Here is an 18,503-nt window from a genome sequence, read left to right on the forward strand (position 1 = left end):
CCTCCGGTCCGGGCGGGAAACGAATGCGCATGTGACTTTAAGCACTTCTACGCTGTGTAGAACTTGCTGGTTTCGACTTGGCGGGTGTGAAGGGGCAAACTTGTAACCATGAGCCACACTTCTGCCGAATCTGTCACTAAAACCGAAGAATCAGCCGAGCAGTTCTTCACCCTCTGGACGGTCTTCAAGCGCTCCGAAACCCTGATCCGCAGCGCAGACGCTGCCCGTGACTTCGAAGCGCTGCTGGAACGGCTGGCCCAGGGCGGCGTGACACACCGCGGCAGCTACGACGTTTCGGCCATGCGTGCTGACGCGGACGTGATGGTGTGGCTCCACGGACCCAAGCCTGAAGCCCTTCAGCAGGCTATCCGGGACATCCGCCGCAGCACGCTGTTCGCCGGAACCGAGATTGTCTGGTCAGCCATGGGTGTGCACCGCGAGGCTGAGTTCGCCAAGAACCACACTCCTGCATACTCCCGGGGTGTCGCACCGGCCGAGTGGCTTTGCGTGTACCCGTTCGTGCGCTCGTACGAGTGGTACATCCTGCCGGAGGCCGAGCGCGGCAAGATGCTCCGCGACCACGGCCTGCTGGGCCGTGACTTCCCGCAGGTCATCTCCAACACCGTTTCCTCCTTCGCGCTGGGCGACTGGGAGTGGATCCTGGGGCTGGAGGCACCCGAGCTCGTGGACCTGGTGGACCTGATGCGCCACCTGCGCGCCACCGAGGCACGCAACCACGTCCGGGAGGAAATTCCGTTCTACACCGGCCGCCGCATCTCCGCGGCCGAGGTTGCCGAGGTGCTAGCATGAGCCCGCTCGAGGCACGGGAACCGGCCGAAGTTACGGCCGTGAACCCCGTCACCGAGGCAGGACGGATGGCGCCGAAGAACTACGACGCCGTCCTCCTGGCCTCCTTCGGCGGACCCGAGGGCCAGGAGGACGTCATCCCGTTCCTCCGCAACGTCACCCGCGGCCGCGGCATCCCGGACGAGCGGCTCGAGGAAGTGTCACACCACTACCGGGCCAATGGCGGCATCAGCCCCATCAACCAGCAGAACCGTGAGCTCAAGGCGGCCCTCGAGGCTGAACTGTCCGCCCGCGGCATCGATCTGCCCGTGCTGTGGGGCAACCGCAACTGGGCACCGTACATCCCGCAGACCCTGCAGGATGCTTACGACGCCGGGCACCGCCGCCTGCTGATGGTCACCACGAGTGCCTACTCCTGTTACTCCAGCTGCCGCCAGTACCGCGAGGACATCGGCATGGCACTGACCGAAACCGGCCTGGACGGCAGGCTCGAGGTGGACAAGGTGCGCCAGTACTTCGACCACCCCGGCTTTGTGGAACCCTTCATCGAGGGCACCGCCGCCGGCCTGGCTTCGGTCCGCGAACAGCTCGCCGCTGCCGGCACCCCTGACGCGCCGGTCCAGATCCTGTTTGCCACCCACTCCATCCCCACCCGGGACGCCGAAGCGGCAGGCCGGTCAGAGGGTGAACCGCGCGAATTCGAAGAGGGTTCCGCCTACGTTGCCCAGCACCTGGCCACCGGTGCCGCAGTAATGCAGCGTGTCGAAGAGGAATCGGGCCTCACTGCGCCGTGGTCCCTGGTGTACCAGTCCCGATCCGGTGCGCCGCACGTGCCCTGGTTGGAGCCGGACATCAACGACGCCATTGAGGAGTTGGCCGGGCAGGGCGTTAAGGGCATTGTTATTGTGCCGCTCGGGTTTGTCAGCGACCACATGGAAGTCGTCTGGGACCTGGACACTGAAGCCCTGGAAACCTGCGCCAACCTTGGCCTTGCCGCCATCCGGGTGCCCACCCCCGGCACGCACCGCAAGTTCGTTAATGGGCTCGTGGACCTGATTTCCGAGCGGACGGTGGCCAACAACATCAGCGAGCGTCCCGCCGCGACCGCCCTGGGGCCCTGGTACGACGTGTGCCGGCCGGGATGCTGCGCGAACTTCCGCGGGGAAAAGCCAACCGTCGCCGGAGCGGACACCACCGTGGGCACGGGCCACGATCCCTACCCGGGTGAAACACCTGCCGGCCAGGCCGCGTCCAATACTGCCGGGGGAGCGCCGCAGCAGTGACGGTCCGCATCGGAACCCGCGCCAGCAAGCTCGCGCTCACCCAGACGCAGCAGACGGCGGACCAGCTGGCCGCCGTCGGAGGCTTCGCGGTGGAGCTCGTCCATATCAGGACTGACGGCGATGTACTCACCGGTTCCCTGTCGCAGATGGGCGGGACTGGCGTTTTCGTCGCCGCCCTGCGAGACGCGCTGCTGCGCAGCGAGTGCGACGTGGCGATCCACTCGCTCAAGGACCTGCCCACCGGGGCCGCAGTGGGGCTCAGCCTGGCGGCCACCCCGAAGCGGGTGGACGTCCGCGACGTCCTGTGCGCCCGTGACGGGCTCAAGCTTGCCGATCTCCCGTCCGGAGCGACAGTAGGGACGGGTTCGCCCCGCCGGGCTGCCCAGCTCCGCGCCGCCCGCCCGGACCTGGACATCAAGGACATCCGCGGCAACGTGGACACCCGCCTGGGCAGGGTCCCCGGGCTGCCGGGCAACGCCACCGCCGAGGTGGTTCCGGGAAAGTCCTGTGACCTGGATGCTGTGGTGCTGGCCGCAGCCGGCCTGGAACGCATCGGCCGGCTGGACGCCGTCAGCGAATTCCTCGAGACGGACGTGATGCTGCCCGCCGCCGGCCAGGGATCGCTTGCCATCGAGTGCCGCACCGCAGACGCTCCGCCTCGGCCGGGTTCAAGCGAAGGCTCCAAGGAAGTCCTGGCCCAGGCACTGGCCGCGCTGGATGATCCGGACACCCGGCTGGCTGTGACTGCCGAACGCGCACTGCTGGCGCGACTTGAGGCAGGCTGCGCCGCGCCAGTAGGGGCGTACGCCTACCGCAAGGGCAGCATGCTCCACCTCGAAGCCGTGGTGTGCGCCGTGGACGGCACCGCTTCGGTCAGGGACAAGCGGGCAACGGACGGCCTGACGGAAGTGGGCGCCACCCTGTTGGGCATCGAACTCGCCGAGGTCCTCCTGGCCGCTGGTGCCGCCGACATCGCAGACCTGCAGGCTTCCTGAGCCCGCCATGGCACTGCTTTCGCGCCACCGGAACCCCGTTCGCGGGGGTTGTTGAGCATGCCTCCCGGCGCCGGCAGCCTGCCCGGCAGCAAGCCGCTTGACGGGGTGCGGGTCCTGATTACCCGTAGCCCGGAGCGTTCGCTGCCGCTTGTGGCGGCCCTTCAGGAGGCCGGCGCGCAGGCGGTGCTGCTTCCGCTGATCGACTTCGAACGCGCCGCGGACCAGCATTCGCTGGACGTGGCCTGCGATGCACTGGGCGCCGGTGCCTTCGACTGGCTGGTGGTCACCAGCGCCACCACGGTCCATGTGCTCCTGGCCAAGGCGGCCGAACGAGGCCTCAGCCTGCGGCAGTGGATTCCTGCCGGCACCCGGATCGCAGCCGTGGGACCGGCGTCCCGGAACCTTCTGGAAAGAGCCGGCCTGCCGGTGGAACTGACGCCCAGGGACGAACAATCTGCGGCGGGGCTCCTTGAAGTATGGCCGGCCAATGCCGGGAAGGTCCTGCTGCCCCAGACGGAGATCGCATCGGCTCGCCTCGCCGAAGGGCTGAGGGCGGCAGGCTGCCTCGTCACGGCAGTCACCGCCTACCGTACCGTTGATTACCCGGCGGCAGCGGGGCGCAGGCTCGCCATACCGGTGGAGGACGGGGCACCCGGCCAGGTGCCGCCGTCGTACTCCCTGGTGGCGCCGGAAGCAGCGGCCGCGGAAATCGCCGCGGGACGAATCCACGCGGTAGTGGCCGCCTCGCCCAGCGCGGCGCGGCGGATCCATGCAATCTCGCCGCTGCACGGCTGCCGGCTGGTGGCGATTGGACGGTCGACGGCGGAACAGGCCGCCGCGCTTGGCCTTCCGGTGGCGGCCATTGCCGCAGAGCCGACGCCGCAGGGCCTGGTGGCCGCGGTCGAGACGGCGCTCGCCCCGGGTTGACGGGCCGGCGCATGCCGCAGGGTGCGGACAGCCGCCAGCGGGTACACACATTCCACAGACAACGTGAAGGACGTCGAACATGACATTTCCGAGCCAACGCCCCCGCCGCCTGCGCACGACTCCGGCCATGCGGCGGCTGACCGCCGAAACCCGGCTGGCGCCGGCCGAGCTGATCCTTCCCGCCTTCATCCGTGAAGGCCTGGCCGAACCCAACCCCATCACGTCGATGCCCGGCGTTGTGCAGCACACCACTGACACGTTGAAACGGGCAGCGGCGGAAGCCGTTGAGCTGGGCCTGGGCGGAATCATGCTGTTCGGCATCCCCGAAACGCGGGACGCGGAGGGCACCGCCTCCCTGGATCCTGAGGGAGTCCTGAACAAGGCCATCCGGGATGTCCGGGCGGAGGTCGGCGATGACCTGGTGATCATGAGCGACGTGTGCCTGGACGAGTTCACTGACCACGGGCACTGCGGTGTGCTGGACGCCGACGGCTACGTTGACAACGACCGGACCGTTGAAATTTACGCCAGGATGGCAGTGGCACAGGCCGACGCCGGGGCCCACATGCTGGGACCGTCCGGAATGATGGACGGCCAGGTGGCCGCCATCCGGTCGGCGCTGGATCAGGCCGGGCATACCAACACCTCGGTTGTTGCCTACGCCGCCAAGTACGCGTCGGCCTTTTACGGGCCGTTCCGTGAAGCGGTGGACTCGCAGCTCAAGGGTGACCGGCGGACTTACCAGATGGACGCCGGCAACCGGACCGAAGCCCTCCGGGAGGTGGAACTGGACCTTGCGGAGGGAGCGGACGTGGTGATGGTGAAGCCCGCCATGAGCTATCTGGACATCGTTGCCGATGTTGCAGCAATGAGCCCGGTCCCCGTAGCCGCTTACCAGATCTCGGGGGAGTACGCGATGATCGAAGCCGCCGCTGCGAACGGCTGGATCGACCGCCGCGCCGCCATCACCGAATCGGTGCTCGGCATCCGACGCGCAGGTGCCCACGTGGTCCTGACCTACTGGGCCGCTGAGCTGGCCGGCTGGCTGAAGGAGTCCTGATGACTGAAGTCCCTGCCAGCCCCACAGCTCCCGTGGGCCCGCAGCGGATCCTGCTGGGGCTGAACACCTTCGGTGACGTTGGCGAGAACCCGGACGGCAGCCCGCAGCCGCATGCCCGGGTGCTGCGCCAGTTGCTGGAACAGGCGGAACTGGCGGACGCCGTCGGACTTCACGCCTTTGGGGTGGGGGAGCACCACCGCAAGGACTATGCCGTGTCCGCGCCCGAGGTCTTCCTGGCCGCAGCCGCGGCGCGGACCACCCGGATCCGCCTGGGTTCGGCCGTCACGGTGCTGAGCTCCGATGATCCCATCCGGGTGTTCCAGAGATTCTCCACGGTGGATGCCCTCTCCAACGGCCGGGCCGAGGTGATGCTGGGGCGGGGCTCGTTCATCGAGTCCTTCCCGCTGTTCGGGCTGGACCTTGCCGACTACGAGGTCCTGTTCGAAGAGAAGCTCGAGTTGTTCGACAAAGTGCGGGCACAGAAGCCGGTGCACTGGGAAGGCCGCACCAGGCCCGCCCTCGCCGGCCTGAGTGTGTACCCGCCCCTGGAGCACCACCTGCTGCCCACCTGGATCGGCGTCGGTGGCACCCCTGAATCGGTGCTCCGCTGCGCGCAGTACGGCTACCCGATCATTTTCGCAATCATCGGCGGGCAGCCGCGCGGCTTCCGACCCCTGGTGGAGCTGTACCGCGAAGCCATGGCGAAGTACGGCCACCCGATGCAGCAAATTGCCACGCACTCACCGGGCCACGTGGCCGACACTGACGAACAGGCGCGCGAGGAACTCTTCCCGCACTGGCTGAAGCTGCGGAACAAGATCGGAGCCGAGCGCGGGTGGGGACCTGCCGGACGGGGCGAGTTCGATGCCCTGTGCGCTCCGGAGGGTGCCCTGTATGTCGGGTCGCCGGAAACGGTGGCGCAAAAAATCGTCCAGCTCAAGCAGAACCTCGGCGTGGACCGCTTCGACTTCAAGTACAGCAACGGCCCGCTGCCGCACTCGGCGATGATGCGGTCCATCGAGCTGCTGGGGACTGCAGTGGCGCCGCGGGTGGCTGAACTGCTCGCCGCCGGTATCCAGCCGGCTACCTGAGAGAATAGGAACCATGACTTCCAGCAATCCTCGCAACGAGGCACTCTTCGACCGCGCCCGCCAGCTGATGCCGGGCGGGGTGAACTCGCCAGTCCGTGCCTTCGGGTCGGTGGGCGGAACGCCCCGCTTTATGGTTTCAGCCAAGGGCCCGTACCTGACGGACGCCGACGGCAAGGAATACGTGGACCTGGTCTGCTCCTGGGGTCCGGCACTGCTGGGCCACGCGCATCCCGCCGTGCTGGAGGCGGTCCACGCCGCCGTGGACCGCGGCCTCTCCTTCGGCGCCTCCACCCCGGATGAGGCGAACCTGGCGGAAATCGTCAAGGAGCGCGTGCCCGCCGTCGAACGCCTCCGGATGGTCTCCACCGGCACCGAAGCCACCATGACCGCTGTCCGGCTGGCCCGTGGCTTCACCGGCCGGAACCTCATCATCAAGTTTGCCGGCTGCTACCACGGCCACCTGGACGGCCTGCTCGCCGCTGCCGGCTCGGGCGTGGCAACGCTGGCCCTGCCGGGCTCCGCCGGCGTCACCGAAGCCACCGCCGCCGAAACCCTGGTGCTGCCGTACAACGACCTCGCCGCCGTCAAGGAAGCGTTCGCCACCCACGGACCCAACATCGCCGCCGTCATCACCGAAGCGGCACCCGCCAACATGGGTGTGGTCACGCCGGAGGAAGGCTTCAACCTTGGCCTGTCCCGCATCACCCGGGAGCACGGCGCCCTGCTGATCGTGGACGAGGTCCTCACCGGCTTCCGCACCGGCTACTCCGGCTACTGGGGCCTCACCGGCGGCGCGGCGGATGCGGCCGAGCCGTGGACGCCGGACCTGCTCACCTTCGGCAAGGTCATCGGCGGAGGAATGCCGACGGCGGCCCTCGGCGGGCGTGCCGACGTGATGGACTACCTCGCCCCCACCGGCCCCGTGTACCAGGCGGGCACCCTGTCCGGAAACCCGGTGGCCATGGCCGCCGGCGTGGCAACGCTGACCCACGCCACCCGGGATGTCTACTCCTTCATCGATGTCCGCTCGCTGGAACTGTCCTCGGCGCTCTCCAACGCCCTGGACGCCGCGGGAGTGGACCACTCCATCCAGTTCGCCGGGAACCTTTTCTCGGTGGCTTTCGGCACGTCGGCCCGTGGCGTCCACAACTACGCCGACGCCCAAGCACAGGAAGCCTTCCGGTACGCGCCGTTCTTCCACTCCATGCTGGAATCCGGCGTCTACCTGCCGCCGTCCGTCTTCGAAGCCTGGTTCCTGTCCGCCGCGCACGATGACGCCGCCATGAACCGGATCTTCGACGCTCTTCCGGCGGCAGCCAAGGCGGCAGCAGCCGCCCAGGGGTAGAGACCCGGGCGAGTCCCGCCGTCGTCCGTCTCTCTCCCGCGAGATGGCACTTAACAGCAATCCCTGCGTGTGGAACTGCCGTGAAGTGCCATCTCGCGGATAAAAGGAAATCCCCGGTTGCATTCCGCAACCGGGGATTTTCTTTTAGAGCTTCAGGAACTACAGGACGTCCGAGAGGAAGCCCTTCAAGCGCTCGGTTTCCGGGGCGCTGAAGATCTTCTCGGGCGGACCGGACTCCACCACCACACCGGCGTCCATAAACGTCACCGTGTCCGACACATTGCGGGAGAAGCCCATTTCGTGGGTCACCACCACCATGGTCATGCCGCCCTTTGCCAGGTCCGCCATCAGCGCCAGGACACCCTTGACCAGTTCAGGGTCCAGTGCGGAGGTGGCCTCGTCAAAGAACATCACTTCCGGCTTCATGGCCAGTGCACGGGCGATGGCAACGCGCTGCTGCTGGCCGCCTGAGAGGTTGGCGGGACGGGCTTCGGCCTTGTGCTTCAGGCCCACCAGGTCCAGCTGCTCCAGGGCCTCGGCGCGGGCCTGGTCCTTGGACAGCTTACGCAGCTTGCGCAGTGCCAGGGACACGTTGTCCACCACCGTCTTGTGCGGGAACAGATTGAACTGCTGGAACACCATGCCGATACGCTGCCGGAGCTCATCCGGGTTGTCCTTCAGCACTGAGCGGCCATCGAGGAGGATATCGCCCTGGTCCGGCTCGATCAGCCGGTTCATCACGCGAAGGAGCGTGGATTTGCCGGAACCGGATGGGCCGATCACCGAAGCTGTGGTGCCCTTCTCCACGTGCAGGTCAATGCCGCGCAGGACATGGTTGTGCCCGAACGAGAGGTGCAGGTTCTTGCCGGTCAGGGTTCCGGAAGCGAATTCCGTCATGCCTGTGCCCCCTTGCCGATAGGTGCCGCCAGCTCATCCGGTTCCTTCTTTTCCGGCTTGCCGGTGCGGAGCCGGTTGTCGATGAAATTCACGAAGTGGGTGAGCGGGACGGTCAGGATCAGGTACAGCACACCGGCTGCCACCAGCGGCGAGAGATTGCCCGTGTTGGCCATGGCGTCGTTGCCGATCCGGAAGATTTCCCGGTCTGAAGCAGCGAGGCCGAGCATAAACACCAGCGAGGAGTCCTTCAACAGCGAGATGAACTGGTTCACCAGCGCGGGAAGGACCCGCCGGATACCCTGCGGCACCACCACGAGGCGCATCGAACTGCCGTAGCTGAAACCAAGCGCCCGCGAGGCCTCCAACTGTCCCTTCTCCACGCTCTGGATGCCGGAGCGGAAGATCTCACCGATGTAGGCGGCCGCGATCAGCGTCAGGGCAAGGATGCCCAGCGGGTACGGGTTCCGGGACCCTGTGATTTCCCGGGCAATAGGGCTGAGCCCGATGCCGATCACCAGGATCACCAGGATGGCCGGGAGGCCGCGGAAGATATCGGTGTAGATGCGTGCCACCCAACGGGCTCCCGCATTGCGGGAGATCCCCATCATGGCCAGGCCCAGCCCCAGCAGGGAGCCGAGGATGCCGGAGGCAACGGCCAAGATCAGGGTGTTGGGCAAGCCCACCATGAGCAGGGCGGGAATGACTTTGGCCATTTCCTCCCAGTTGAAGAAGGTGTCAGCCAGCTGGTCCAAGAGATCCATGAACGTCCCGGCTCAATCAGCTCTGGGGAACCGTGGCGGCCTTGCTGCCCGGCTTCCAGTCAGTCGGCATCTCGCGGTCCGGGTACCATTCCTTGGTCAGTTTGGTCCAGGTTCCGTCGGCGATGACAGCGTCCAGGCCGGAGTTCAGCGCGTCGATCAGCGGCTGGTTGTCCTTGGCCACTGCGTAGGCGGTGAAGTTCTGCGTGTTGACGACGGATTCGACGATCGCGGTGCCGTCACCTTCCTTGACCTGGCCGGTGGCCTGCTGCGACGGGGCCACCCAGGCATCAACCTGGCCGTTGCGCACGTTGGCGTAAACGGTGGCGTAGTCCGGGAAGCGGATCGGCTCAAGCTTGAGGGTGTTGGTGACGTAGTCGTCCTGGACGGTGCCCTGGACCACGCCGATGCGCAGATCGCCCTTCAGGTCGTCAAAGCCCTTAATACCGCTGTCGGTCTTGGCAACCACTGCCATGAAGCCGAAGTCATAGCCGTTGGTGAATCCAACGTTCTGGCGGCGGGCATCCGTGGTGGAGATGGAGGAGGATCCGACGTCAAACTGCTTGGTGGAAACCTGGGAGAGCAGGGCGGAGAAGTCCGTGGCAACGAATTCGACCTCAAGCCCGAGCTTGCCGGCGATGGCGCGCAGCAGTTCGTTGTCGTAACCGGTGAACTTGCCGGAAGGGTCAATGAAGATGTTCGGCGGGGCGTCGGAGAGGGTGCCCACCTCGAGCTTGCCTTCGGTGTTCAGGCCCAGCTTGGTCTTGTCGATCTGGTCCACCGGCGTAACGCTGGCGGTCGTGTATTTGTCCAGCGTCTGCTGGTCGCTGCCGGCGAGGGCGTCCGTCGGGGTGCCGCTCGGCTGGGCGGATCCTGAGCCGCACGCTGCCAGGGAAACCGCCAGGGCGATTGCCACGGGAGCGGTTGTCAGCCACTTCATCGCTTTGATTTTCATCAGGTAGTCGCTTTCATTGAGTCATAAGTCAACCGGGCCGCAAGGCTGCGCTGGTGGCGCCTGGCACCTGCCCGGTGCTGGTCCAGCAAGGCCGGGGCAGGGGTGACCGCAAAACTAAATTGTCTCACTTCACCCTTTTGGGCCCGTGAGCTGAATAATCAGGAGGCGTTGGGGGAAGGAGTCCGAATAAAGTTCGGAAAAACTGCGCCAGCTGCATGCAGCTGCTTTAGGAGCAGGCTGCTCAACGAATCCTGAGACGAAGAAGTCAGCCCACTTATTAAGCGATGTGACTGATATCTCCCGCCGGGACTGTCAGTCTTGGCTAGAAACCGCCGGTGCTGGCGTCCTGTGGTGGGAGCACAGGCCAGTCGCCTTCGATAACGGCAGCGGGCTTGGTCTTGCGCAGGTAATCCTGGAAATCCGCGGCCTGGCTCACGGCCCAATCCACCTGAAGCTGGTGCAGCTGACTGGCGGGCATGCTGAGTTTGGGAAACTTACCGGCCATGGCGTCCAGGACCCGCAGGGTTGCCAAGGCATCCGCAGCGGACGTGTGGGCATTGTCCAGGACCACACCGTACTCTTCGCACAACGCCGTGAGGGTCCGCTTGCCCTTGCGGTAGCGGTCCACCTGCTTGTTCATGATGTACGGGTCCAGGACCGGAAACCGGGTAAGTTGCGGCACCCCGTAGCGTGCTGATTCGGCCGCGAGCACCGTGAAGTCGTAGCTGGCGTTGAACGCAATAACAGGTACGCCGTCGTCGAACAGGCCCTGCAGCACGGCCGCGAGCTCCTGCGTCACTTCGTGGGCCGGCCGGCCGTCACGCCTGGCCTGCTCAGTGGTGATGCCGTGGACGTCACTGGCCTCGGTGGGAATTTCAACGCCCGGGTCAGCCAGCCACTCATGTTCGGCGATGACGTCGCCCTGGTGGTCCACCACTGTGACAGATGCGGTGACAATGCGGGCCGAGCGCGAGTTTCGGCCGGTGGTTTCGAGGTCGAAGGCTGCGCGGGGAAGGGTGTTCCAGGTGCTCATGAATCCACGCTAACGGGGACCGCCGACAATTCCCGGGAGCGCCACTGCCGATAGATTGGATCAATGCGGATTGAGTATGTGGAGGCGGTGTTGGCCATCGTGCGGCTGGTGCCGCCAGGGTCCGCAGTCTCGTACGGGGACGTCGCCGAACTCCTGGGATCGGGCGGGCCCAGGCAAGTTGGCTCGGTCATGAGCCACTACGGCAGTGGCGTTCCATGGTGGCGGATCCTCAAATCGAGCGGACACGCGCCCGAAGGCCATGTTGGTGAAGCGCTCCGCCACTACCGGCAGGAGGGAACCGCCCTCCTCGGCGCTTATGAGGCCTACCTGCGGACGGGGGAAGGCTCCTGGCGCGTGGACCTTGCAGCTGCGCGGTGGGCCCCGAACGATGGAGACTTTGAGCACATCGACGCAATTGCGGCCCAGCTTGAGCGCGGGCTCCAGCAATTGTCGGTGGCTGATGATGGAATGTCGGCGTGACAGTAACAGTTCCTTTTACAGATCCGCTCGACGAGTACCGGGAACCGGCAGAGTCTGACGCGGAATTTGATGCCCTGCCGGGAGCCGTTCACGACGACGGCACCCTGCCTCGGGATGCAGGGCACCAGCGTGCCACAGGCTTTGGGGGCCTCAGGCTCCTGCCGCCGCGGAACCTCCATGCCGAGGCGCCGTCGCTGACGCCCGATCAACAGGCAGCTGTTGACGTGGTCCAGGGGTCCGGGCCTGTGCTGGTTGCGGGTGCGCCCGGAACGGGTAAAACCACTGTCCTCATCGAAGCGGCAGTCACACGGGTCTTCCGCGACGGGCTGGATCCCGAACGGATACTGATCCTGGCCCCCAGCAGGCTCGCGGCCGATTCCCTCCGGGACCGGTTTACGGCCCGGCTCAACAGAAGCCTCAGTACCACCCCCGCCCGGACGTGGGCATCCTATGCCTTTGACGTGATCCGCCGCGCCAAAGCTGAGGGTGTGCTGCCGCTCGCGAGGCCGCCCCGGCTCCTCTCCGGACCGGAGCAGGACCTCATCATCAAGGAACTCCTTGAGGGCCACCGCCTGCCGGGGCTGGAACTGCCCTGGCCTGACGATCTCGCCGGAGCGCTGGAGACACGGGGTTTCCGGCACGAGGTGCGCCAGCTCTTCGACCGCGTTATCGAATCGGGCCTGACCGCCGGTGACCTCGCGGACCTTGGCCGGCAGTGCGGCAGGCCGGACTGGTCGGCCGCCGCCGCTTTGTACGCCGAGTATCGGGACGTCCTTGACCTGCGGATGCCTGAGGCTTTTGATCCTGCCGGCATCATCACTGCTGCCCGCCAGGTCTTCCAGGATGCCCCGGATTTCCTTGCCGCCGAGCGCGCGCGCCTGCAGCTGATCGTGGTGGATGACGTCCAGGAAGCCAACCCCGCCGTCTTCGAGCTCCTGGCGGACATTGCCCGCGGGCAGGACTGCTATGTGGCCTCCTCGCCGGACACCGTAGTCCAGGGGTTCCGGGGAGCCCGGCCGGACCTGGTGGCTGAACTCCCACGGCTGCTCTCACCGGATGGGCCGGTCCTCGAACGTCCCCTCCGGTACGCGCACAGGCACGCGCCGGAGCTGACCGAAGCGTGGCTGGGGGTGGCCGCCCGGATCTCCCAGCGGGCCGGAGGGCAGTTGGCCAGGCAGCTCGAGCCGATGGAGGGCCGGCCGCACGGAGCGGTGGAGGCCCATCTTGTCCCGTCCCCCGTGCACGAGCTCAGGTACGTTGCCCAGCGGATCCTTGACCAGCACATAAACCACGGCCGGGATCTGTCCGAGATGGCGGTCATTGTGCGCAACGGGGCACAGGTCAGCGAACTGCAGCGGTATCTTTCCGGCCAGGGGATTCCCGTCCGTGTTCCGGTAGCGGAATCTGCCGTCCGGGATGAGGTGGCAGTACGTCCGCTGCTCGACGCGTTCGCCGTTGCCCTCGATCCTGACCTGCTGACCCCCGAAACAGCTGTATCCCTTCTGACTTCGCGGGTGGGGGGCGCCACCTCCATCGAGTTGCGCCGGCTGCGGCAATCACTGAGGCGCGAAGAGCTTCTGGGGGGAGGGGGACGCACCAGCGACACCCTGCTCGTTGAGGCCCTCCTGGAGCCCGGGGCCCTGTCCACCCTTGGCATGGAGGGCAGGGCTGCGCGTCGTACGGCAAGGATGATCCAGGCCGGGCGGCAGGCCGCCGCCGAACCCGGCGCCAACGCGGAATCAGTCCTGTGGGCATTATGGAATGCCACCGGCCTCGCTGCCGCCTGGACAGAGACAGCCCTTGCCGGCGGACCGCACGGAGCCAGGGCTGACCGCGACCTTGACGCCATGATGGCACTGTTCCACACGGCGGAGCGCTACGTCGACCAGGTTCCGGGCGCCGGGCCGGAGCAGTTCCTGGAGTACCTGTTGAACCAGGAGCTGCCCATGGACACCCTGGCTGCCAGGGCCCAGGTGGATGACGCCGTCGAACTAATGACACCGGCAAGTGCGGCCGGCCGGGAATGGCCGGTGGTCCTGGTGGCCGGCCTCCAGGAAGGCGTGTGGCCCAACACCAGGCTCCGCGGCGAACTTCTGGGCAGCACGCTGTACGCCGATGCGGTTGAGCACGGAGTCGAGTATGCGCTGCAGCGGGACCCGCTCAGCCGGCTCCGGGATATCCGCTACGACGAACTGCGCAGCTTCTCCACCGCAGTATCACGGGCCCGGGAACTCTTGATCTGCACGGCCGTCTCCTCGGAGGACGATCAGCCCTCGTCCTTCCTGGACTATGTGGCACCGCTGGATCCGGGCCAGGAAGGCAGGGCATTTACACCAGTTGAACGCCCCATGACCTTGCGGGCACTCGTGGCCGAACTCCGGCAGTATGCCCAGCTGGACGGAAGGCATGAAGCTGAGGCTGCTGAAGCGGTGAAGGTCCTCGCCGGGCTTGCGGCTGCGGAGCCGCCGGTCCCCGGGGCGCATCCGGACAGCTGGTGGGCATTGCCGCCGCTGACGTCGTCCGAAGCTGTGGTTCCGGCGGGCGGAACGGTATTTGTGTCGCCGTCGAAGGTGGAGACAGTCCGGAAGTCCCCGCTTGACTGGTTTGTGCAGGCCGCCGGAGGTGAGGCCGCCACCGACTTTGCCAGAAGCCTGGGCACGCTTGTCCATGCCATCGCCCAGGAACTTCCCGATGCCTCCGGCGCCGAGTATGTGGCCGAGCTGGTCCGCCGCTGGCCGGCCCTCGGCATGAAGGACAACTGGGAGGGCCGGCTGGACTACCAGCGCGCGGAAGCGATGGTGCGAAAGCTTGCCCAGTACGTGCTGGTCATGAGGAGCGAGGGCAGGAGCCTGCTGGGCGTGGAACAGGACTTCGACGTTGCCCTCCCTGAGGTTGCTGTTGATGATGGGCCGGCCCGCGCCGCGGTCCTTCGTGGACAGGTGGACCGTCTCGAGATCGACCCCGAGGGCAGGCTGGTCATCGTCGACCTCAAAACTGGTAAGCGCCAGCCGGGCAAGGCCGAATTGTCGGCGCATCCGCAGCTGGGCGCGTACCAGGCCGCAGTCCTAGCAGGCGGATTTAACACAGGGGAGGACGGTGCCCCAAATATTCCTGGCGGCGCGGTCCTCGCCCAGCTGGGGACCGGGGCCAAGAGTCCCGCCATCCAACAGCAGGATCCCCTGGATCCGCGGGAGAACTGGGCCATGGACATGGTCACGGAGGCCGCTGCCGTGATGGGCGGCAGCGCATTCGAAGCCAGGCATGACCCTTCGAAGGGGAGCCATGGCGGCCACGGCTGCCGGCTGCCGGAAGTGTGTCCTTTGTGCGTGCGGGGAAGGCAGGTTACGGAATGAGCCCGGATACAAACGTGAACAGGCCTGGCGTTCCCGAACCGCGGTTCACCCCGGAAGAGCTTTCCCGGCTGCTGGGCGAGAAAAATGTTCCCACGCCGGAGCAGTCCGCCATCATCAGTTCACCCCTGGCGCCCCGGCTGGTCATCGCCGGCGCGGGTTCGGGCAAAACCGCCACCATGGCTGACCGCGTGGTCTGGCTCGTGGCCAACGGCTGGGTACGGCCGGAAGAAGTCCTGGGTGTGACGTTCACCCGGAAGGCGGCCGGTGAACTGGCATCGCGGATCCGGGCGAAGCTGGCTGCCCTGCAACGGCTGGCCGGCCAGGACGGCGGGCGCCGGCTGTTCCCCGAGCAGCCGATCTCGAGTGATTCCCTTGAGCCCAAGGTCTCCACCTACCACTCCTTCGCCAGCGGAATAGTGTCCGACTATGGCCTGCGGCTCGGCGTGGAGCGGGACGTGGTCCTCCTCGGTGGCGCCCAGGCCTGGCAGCTGGCCAGCGAAGTGGTGGAAGCCTACGACGGCGAATACGCCCACTTCCGCGCTGCGAAATCCACCCTGGTCAAGGCCGTTATCCAGCTCGCCGGCGAATGCGCGGAGCACCTCCAGGAGCCCGAGGACGTGGAAGCCTGGCTGATGGCGCGGCTTTCGGAATTTGAGTCCCTTTCGTATATGGCGGACAAAAAGAAGAACCCTCCCCAGGCGGCGGCCGAGCTTGCCGGAATGCTGCGCACCCGCGCCAGTGTCGCGGACATGGTTGGCCGGTACGCGGCGGCCAAGCGGGCGCGGGGCGCCCTCGACTTCGGAGACCTGGTGGCGCTCGCAGCCAAGGTGGCGCAGGATGTTCCCCTGGCCGCGCAGATGGAGCGGCAGCGCTACAAAGTGGTGCTGCTCGACGAATTCCAGGACACCTCGTATGCCCAGCTGGTGCTTTTCTCGCGGCTCTTCGGCGCCGGCCATGCTGTGACTGCGGTGGGTGACCCGAACCAGTCCATCTATGGTTTCCGCGGCGCCTCGGCCGGCCAGCTCTTCCACTTCGTCCGGGAGTTTCCTGTCCGCACCGGTCCGGCAGATTCACCCGGAAACTGGGCTCCGGCACCAACGTCCTACCTGACCACGGCCTGGCGGAACGGGCGGTCCATCCTCGCGGCAGCAAACGTGATGTCCGACTCCCTGGGCAAGGCAGCCGCAGCGCGCGGACCGGCCGGCGGGGGCAGCGCACCCGGCGGAGGCGGGACGGCAGCCGCTGACGTCCCGCCATTGCAGCCCAGCCCCTACGCCGTCGACGGCACTGTAGTCCTGGGGCGGTTCGGCACCGATGCGGACGAAGCTGCCGTATTGGCGGACGAGGTCCTGAAGTACCGGGTGACGGACTTTGAACTGAAGCCGGACGGCACGCCCGTGCCCCCGGCCATCGCCGTGCTGTGCCGCCGCCGCGCCCAGATGGAAACAGTCCGGCGCCAGTTCGAGGCACGCGGCATCCCGTACGAAATAGTCGGGCTTGGCGGACTCCTGGACACCCCGGAGATCGTGGATCTGGTGGCCACCCTGCGTGTCCTCGCAGACCCGGGCCGGTCCGATTCCCTGATGCGGCTCCTTGCCGGTGCCCGCTGGCGCATCGGTCCCGCAGACCTCATGGCCCTGCGGGACTGGTCCAGCCAGTTGGCGCGCCGGCGCGGACAGTCCGCCGTGCGGGCCGGGGACGACCGGTCCATGGACGGGCAGCCCGACGACGGCAGCGACACCGTTCTTGAGGGGGACCTGACGGACGGTGCCAGCCTGGTGGAAGCCTTGGACTGGCTGCCCCGGGAGGGGTGGACATCTGCTCACGGCCGTTCGCTCAGCGGTGCCGCCCGAGGCCGGCTTGCCCGCCTGTCGGCCGAGCTCCGGCAGCTTCGGGGCTACCTCGGCGATGACCTCACAACCCTTCTGGGTGAAGTGGAGCGGGCCATGCTGCTGGACATCGAGGTGGCGGCACGCCCGGGCATCAGCATCCACCAGGCCCGCCGCAACCTCGATGCCTTCCAGGATGCAGCCGCAGGGTTCCTGCGGACGTCCCAGCGTGTGGATATCCTTGCTTTCCTGTCCTGGCTCGAGGCCGCGGCCGCCGAGGAAAACGGGCTGGAAGCGCCGGCCGCCGACGTCAACCGCGAAGCGGTCCAACTCCTGACGGTCCATGCCTCCAAGGGCCTGGAATGGGACGTCGTTTTTGTTCCCGGGCTCAATGCAGGGGCTTTTCCCAGCGACAGGGACTCCCGCTGGAGCAGCGGCTCGGCGGCCCTGCCCTGGCCGCTCCGTGGCGACAGGGCAGATCTTCCGCAGTGGGACCTCGACCAGCCGGACCAGAAGGGCTGGCTGGATGCGGAAAAGGAATTCAAGGCCGCAGTCCAGGCCCACGGGGAGTCGGAAGAACGCCGCCTCGCATATGTGGCGTACACCAGGGCCAAGCACGTGCTGTGGGTATCGAGCGCGGCGTGGGTCGGATCCCGGGCAGGGCGGGCGGACATGTCGCCGTTCCTCGCCGAGCTCGAGCCGCTGGCAATTGTGGTCGACGGCAAGGCTCCTGCCGCGGTAGTCCATCCGGCGTCGCAGGATGAAGCTTCCCTGCCGGAGACCAGCCCGCTGACCCTTGAGACGGAAGTTGCGAGCTGGCCCTACGATCCCCTCGAGGGCCCGGTGGATCCGCGGACGGGGGACCGCCTGCGCCTGTCCTCCGGACGGCGCGGGGCCATGGAGGCCGCAGCAGCCAAGGTGCTCGCCGCGCTGGAACACCACGGACAGGAGCCTTTCGCGGGTGAAGGAGCCCCCGGCGGGGACCCGACCGACGGCAGGCTGCTCAGCGGCGTGGCCCGGGGTTGGGCACGGGAAGCAGCGTTGCTGCTGGAACGCCGGTCCAGGAGGTCCGCCAGCCGCGATGTGCACCTTCCGGGGCACATCTCCGCCTCCACACTGGTGGAGTTGCGGGAGGACGCAACAGCTGTGCTTGGGAGGCTCCGCAGGCCCGTACCACGGGAACCCGGGATGTCAGCACGGAAGGGAACGGCCTTCCACTCATGGGTGGAGGAATACTTCGGCGCTGCGGGCATGCTTGACCTGGACGAAGCTCCCGGTTCCGATGACCACATCGATGCCGCCTATGACCTGGATGCGATGGTGGCAACGTTCAAGGCGTCCCCCTGGGCAAGCCGGTCACCGGCCTTTGTCGAAGTGCCCGTGGAGACGCGCGTGGGTGATGTTGTGGTGCGCGGCCGGATTGATGCAGTGTTCCGCGATGCCGACGGCAGGTGGGACCTGGTGGACTGGAAAACCGGGCGGCGGCCCTCCGCTGCCGCCCTGAAGACGAAAGCCGTGCAGCTTGCCGTGTACCGGCTGGCCTGGGCGCGGCTAAAGGATGTACCGCTGGAGGAGGTGCGGGCCGCCTTTTTCTACGTTGCTGATAACGAGGTGGTAAGGCCTCACGATCTCGGATCAGCCCGCGAGCTGGAGCGGATCGTCAGCGCTGCCCTCAGTTCTTAGGCGCCGC

At 66.9% G+C, this 18,503-nt stretch carries 14 protein-coding genes; 10 read left to right on the forward strand and 4 right to left on the reverse strand.

Translation table 11 applies throughout. The annotated features are described in order from the left end of the window. The first annotated feature begins 108 nt into the window (after positions 1–108). The 7 genes from hemQ (at position 109) to hemL (ending at position 7,508) form a co-directional block, all read left to right on the forward strand. Entirely contained in the window at positions 109–810 is a 702-nt protein-coding gene (hemQ, locus tag QF038_RS06350) for a hydrogen peroxide-dependent heme synthase (protein WP_307609386.1), read from the forward strand. After that, complete coding sequence (locus QF038_RS06355; RefSeq protein ID WP_307609387.1) at positions 807–2,090, forward strand: ferrochelatase; 1,284 nt, start codon at positions 807–809, stop codon at positions 2,088–2,090. The genes hemQ and QF038_RS06355 overlap by 4 nt, the downstream gene beginning before the upstream one ends. Further along, on the forward strand, positions 2,087–3,085 hold the full coding sequence (hemC, locus tag QF038_RS06360; protein ID WP_307609388.1) for a hydroxymethylbilane synthase: 999 nt from the start codon (positions 2,087–2,089) through the stop codon (positions 3,083–3,085). The genes QF038_RS06355 and hemC overlap by 4 nt, the downstream gene beginning before the upstream one ends. Positions 3,086–3,142: 57 nt before the next feature. Then, the gene (locus tag QF038_RS06365; protein ID WP_307609389.1) at positions 3,143–4,012 is read left to right on the forward strand and encodes a uroporphyrinogen-III synthase; all 870 of its coding nucleotides are present in this window, start codon (positions 3,143–3,145) and stop codon (positions 4,010–4,012) included. 79 nt (positions 4,013–4,091) lie between these two features. Further along, positions 4,092–5,072 (forward strand): porphobilinogen synthase, encoded by a 981-nt coding sequence (gene hemB, locus QF038_RS06370; RefSeq protein ID WP_307609390.1) that lies wholly within the window; start codon positions 4,092–4,094, stop codon positions 5,070–5,072. Continuing rightward, complete coding sequence (locus tag QF038_RS06375) at positions 5,072–6,163, forward strand: LLM class flavin-dependent oxidoreductase (RefSeq protein ID WP_307609391.1); 1,092 nt, start codon at positions 5,072–5,074, stop codon at positions 6,161–6,163. The genes hemB and QF038_RS06375 overlap by 1 nt, the downstream gene beginning before the upstream one ends. A 13-nt stretch (positions 6,164–6,176) precedes the next feature. Further along, entirely contained in the window at positions 6,177–7,508 is a 1,332-nt protein-coding gene (gene hemL / locus QF038_RS06380; RefSeq protein ID WP_307609392.1) for a glutamate-1-semialdehyde 2,1-aminomutase, read from the forward strand. A 159-nt stretch (positions 7,509–7,667) separates the two neighbouring features. Here the strand turns inward: hemL and QF038_RS06385 are convergent, their stop codons facing one another. The 4 genes from QF038_RS06385 to QF038_RS06400 all read right to left on the reverse strand — a co-directional run bounded on the left by QF038_RS06385 (position 7,668) and on the right by QF038_RS06400 (position 11,151). Beyond that, positions 7,668–8,405 carry an amino acid ABC transporter ATP-binding protein gene (locus tag QF038_RS06385; RefSeq protein ID WP_307609393.1) on the reverse strand — a complete coding sequence of 246 codons (738 nt, stop codon included), beginning with the start codon at positions 8,403–8,405 and terminating at the stop codon, positions 7,668–7,670. Further along, a complete protein-coding gene (locus QF038_RS06390; protein WP_091415441.1) occupies positions 8,402–9,166 on the reverse strand; it encodes an amino acid ABC transporter permease in 765 nt (254 codons plus the stop codon). The genes QF038_RS06385 and QF038_RS06390 overlap by 4 nt, the downstream gene beginning before the upstream one ends. A 16-nt stretch (positions 9,167–9,182) precedes the next feature. After that, entirely contained in the window at positions 9,183–10,118 is a 936-nt protein-coding gene (locus tag QF038_RS06395; RefSeq protein ID WP_307609394.1) for an ABC transporter substrate-binding protein, read from the reverse strand. A 322-nt stretch (positions 10,119–10,440) separates the two neighbouring features. After that, on the reverse strand, positions 10,441–11,151 hold the full coding sequence (locus QF038_RS06400; protein ID WP_307609395.1) for a 3'-5' exonuclease: 711 nt from the start codon (positions 11,149–11,151) through the stop codon (positions 10,441–10,443). Between the two features lie 63 nt (positions 11,152–11,214). Between QF038_RS06400 and QF038_RS06405 the strand changes: the two genes are divergently transcribed. The 3 genes from QF038_RS06405 (at position 11,215) to QF038_RS06415 (ending at position 18,496) form a co-directional block, all read left to right on the forward strand. Continuing rightward, positions 11,215–11,631, forward strand: coding sequence for an MGMT family protein (locus QF038_RS06405; protein ID WP_307609396.1), 417 nt, complete (start codon positions 11,215–11,217; stop codon positions 11,629–11,631). Positions 11,632–11,735: 104 nt separating this feature from the next. Further along, positions 11,736–14,984: an ATP-dependent helicase gene (locus QF038_RS06410; RefSeq protein ID WP_373461621.1), complete on the forward strand. Its 3,249-nt coding sequence runs from the start codon at positions 11,736–11,738 to the stop codon at positions 14,982–14,984. Beyond that, positions 14,981–18,496: an ATP-dependent DNA helicase gene (locus QF038_RS06415; RefSeq protein WP_307609398.1), complete on the forward strand. Its 3,516-nt coding sequence runs from the start codon at positions 14,981–14,983 to the stop codon at positions 18,494–18,496. Before QF038_RS06410 ends, QF038_RS06415 begins: the two co-directional genes overlap by 4 nt. Positions 18,497–18,503 lie beyond the last annotated feature (7 nt).

It is taken from the genome of Pseudarthrobacter sp. W1I19, from assembly GCF_030817835.1.
Classification (GTDB): Bacteria; Actinomycetota; Actinomycetes; order Actinomycetales; family Micrococcaceae; genus Arthrobacter.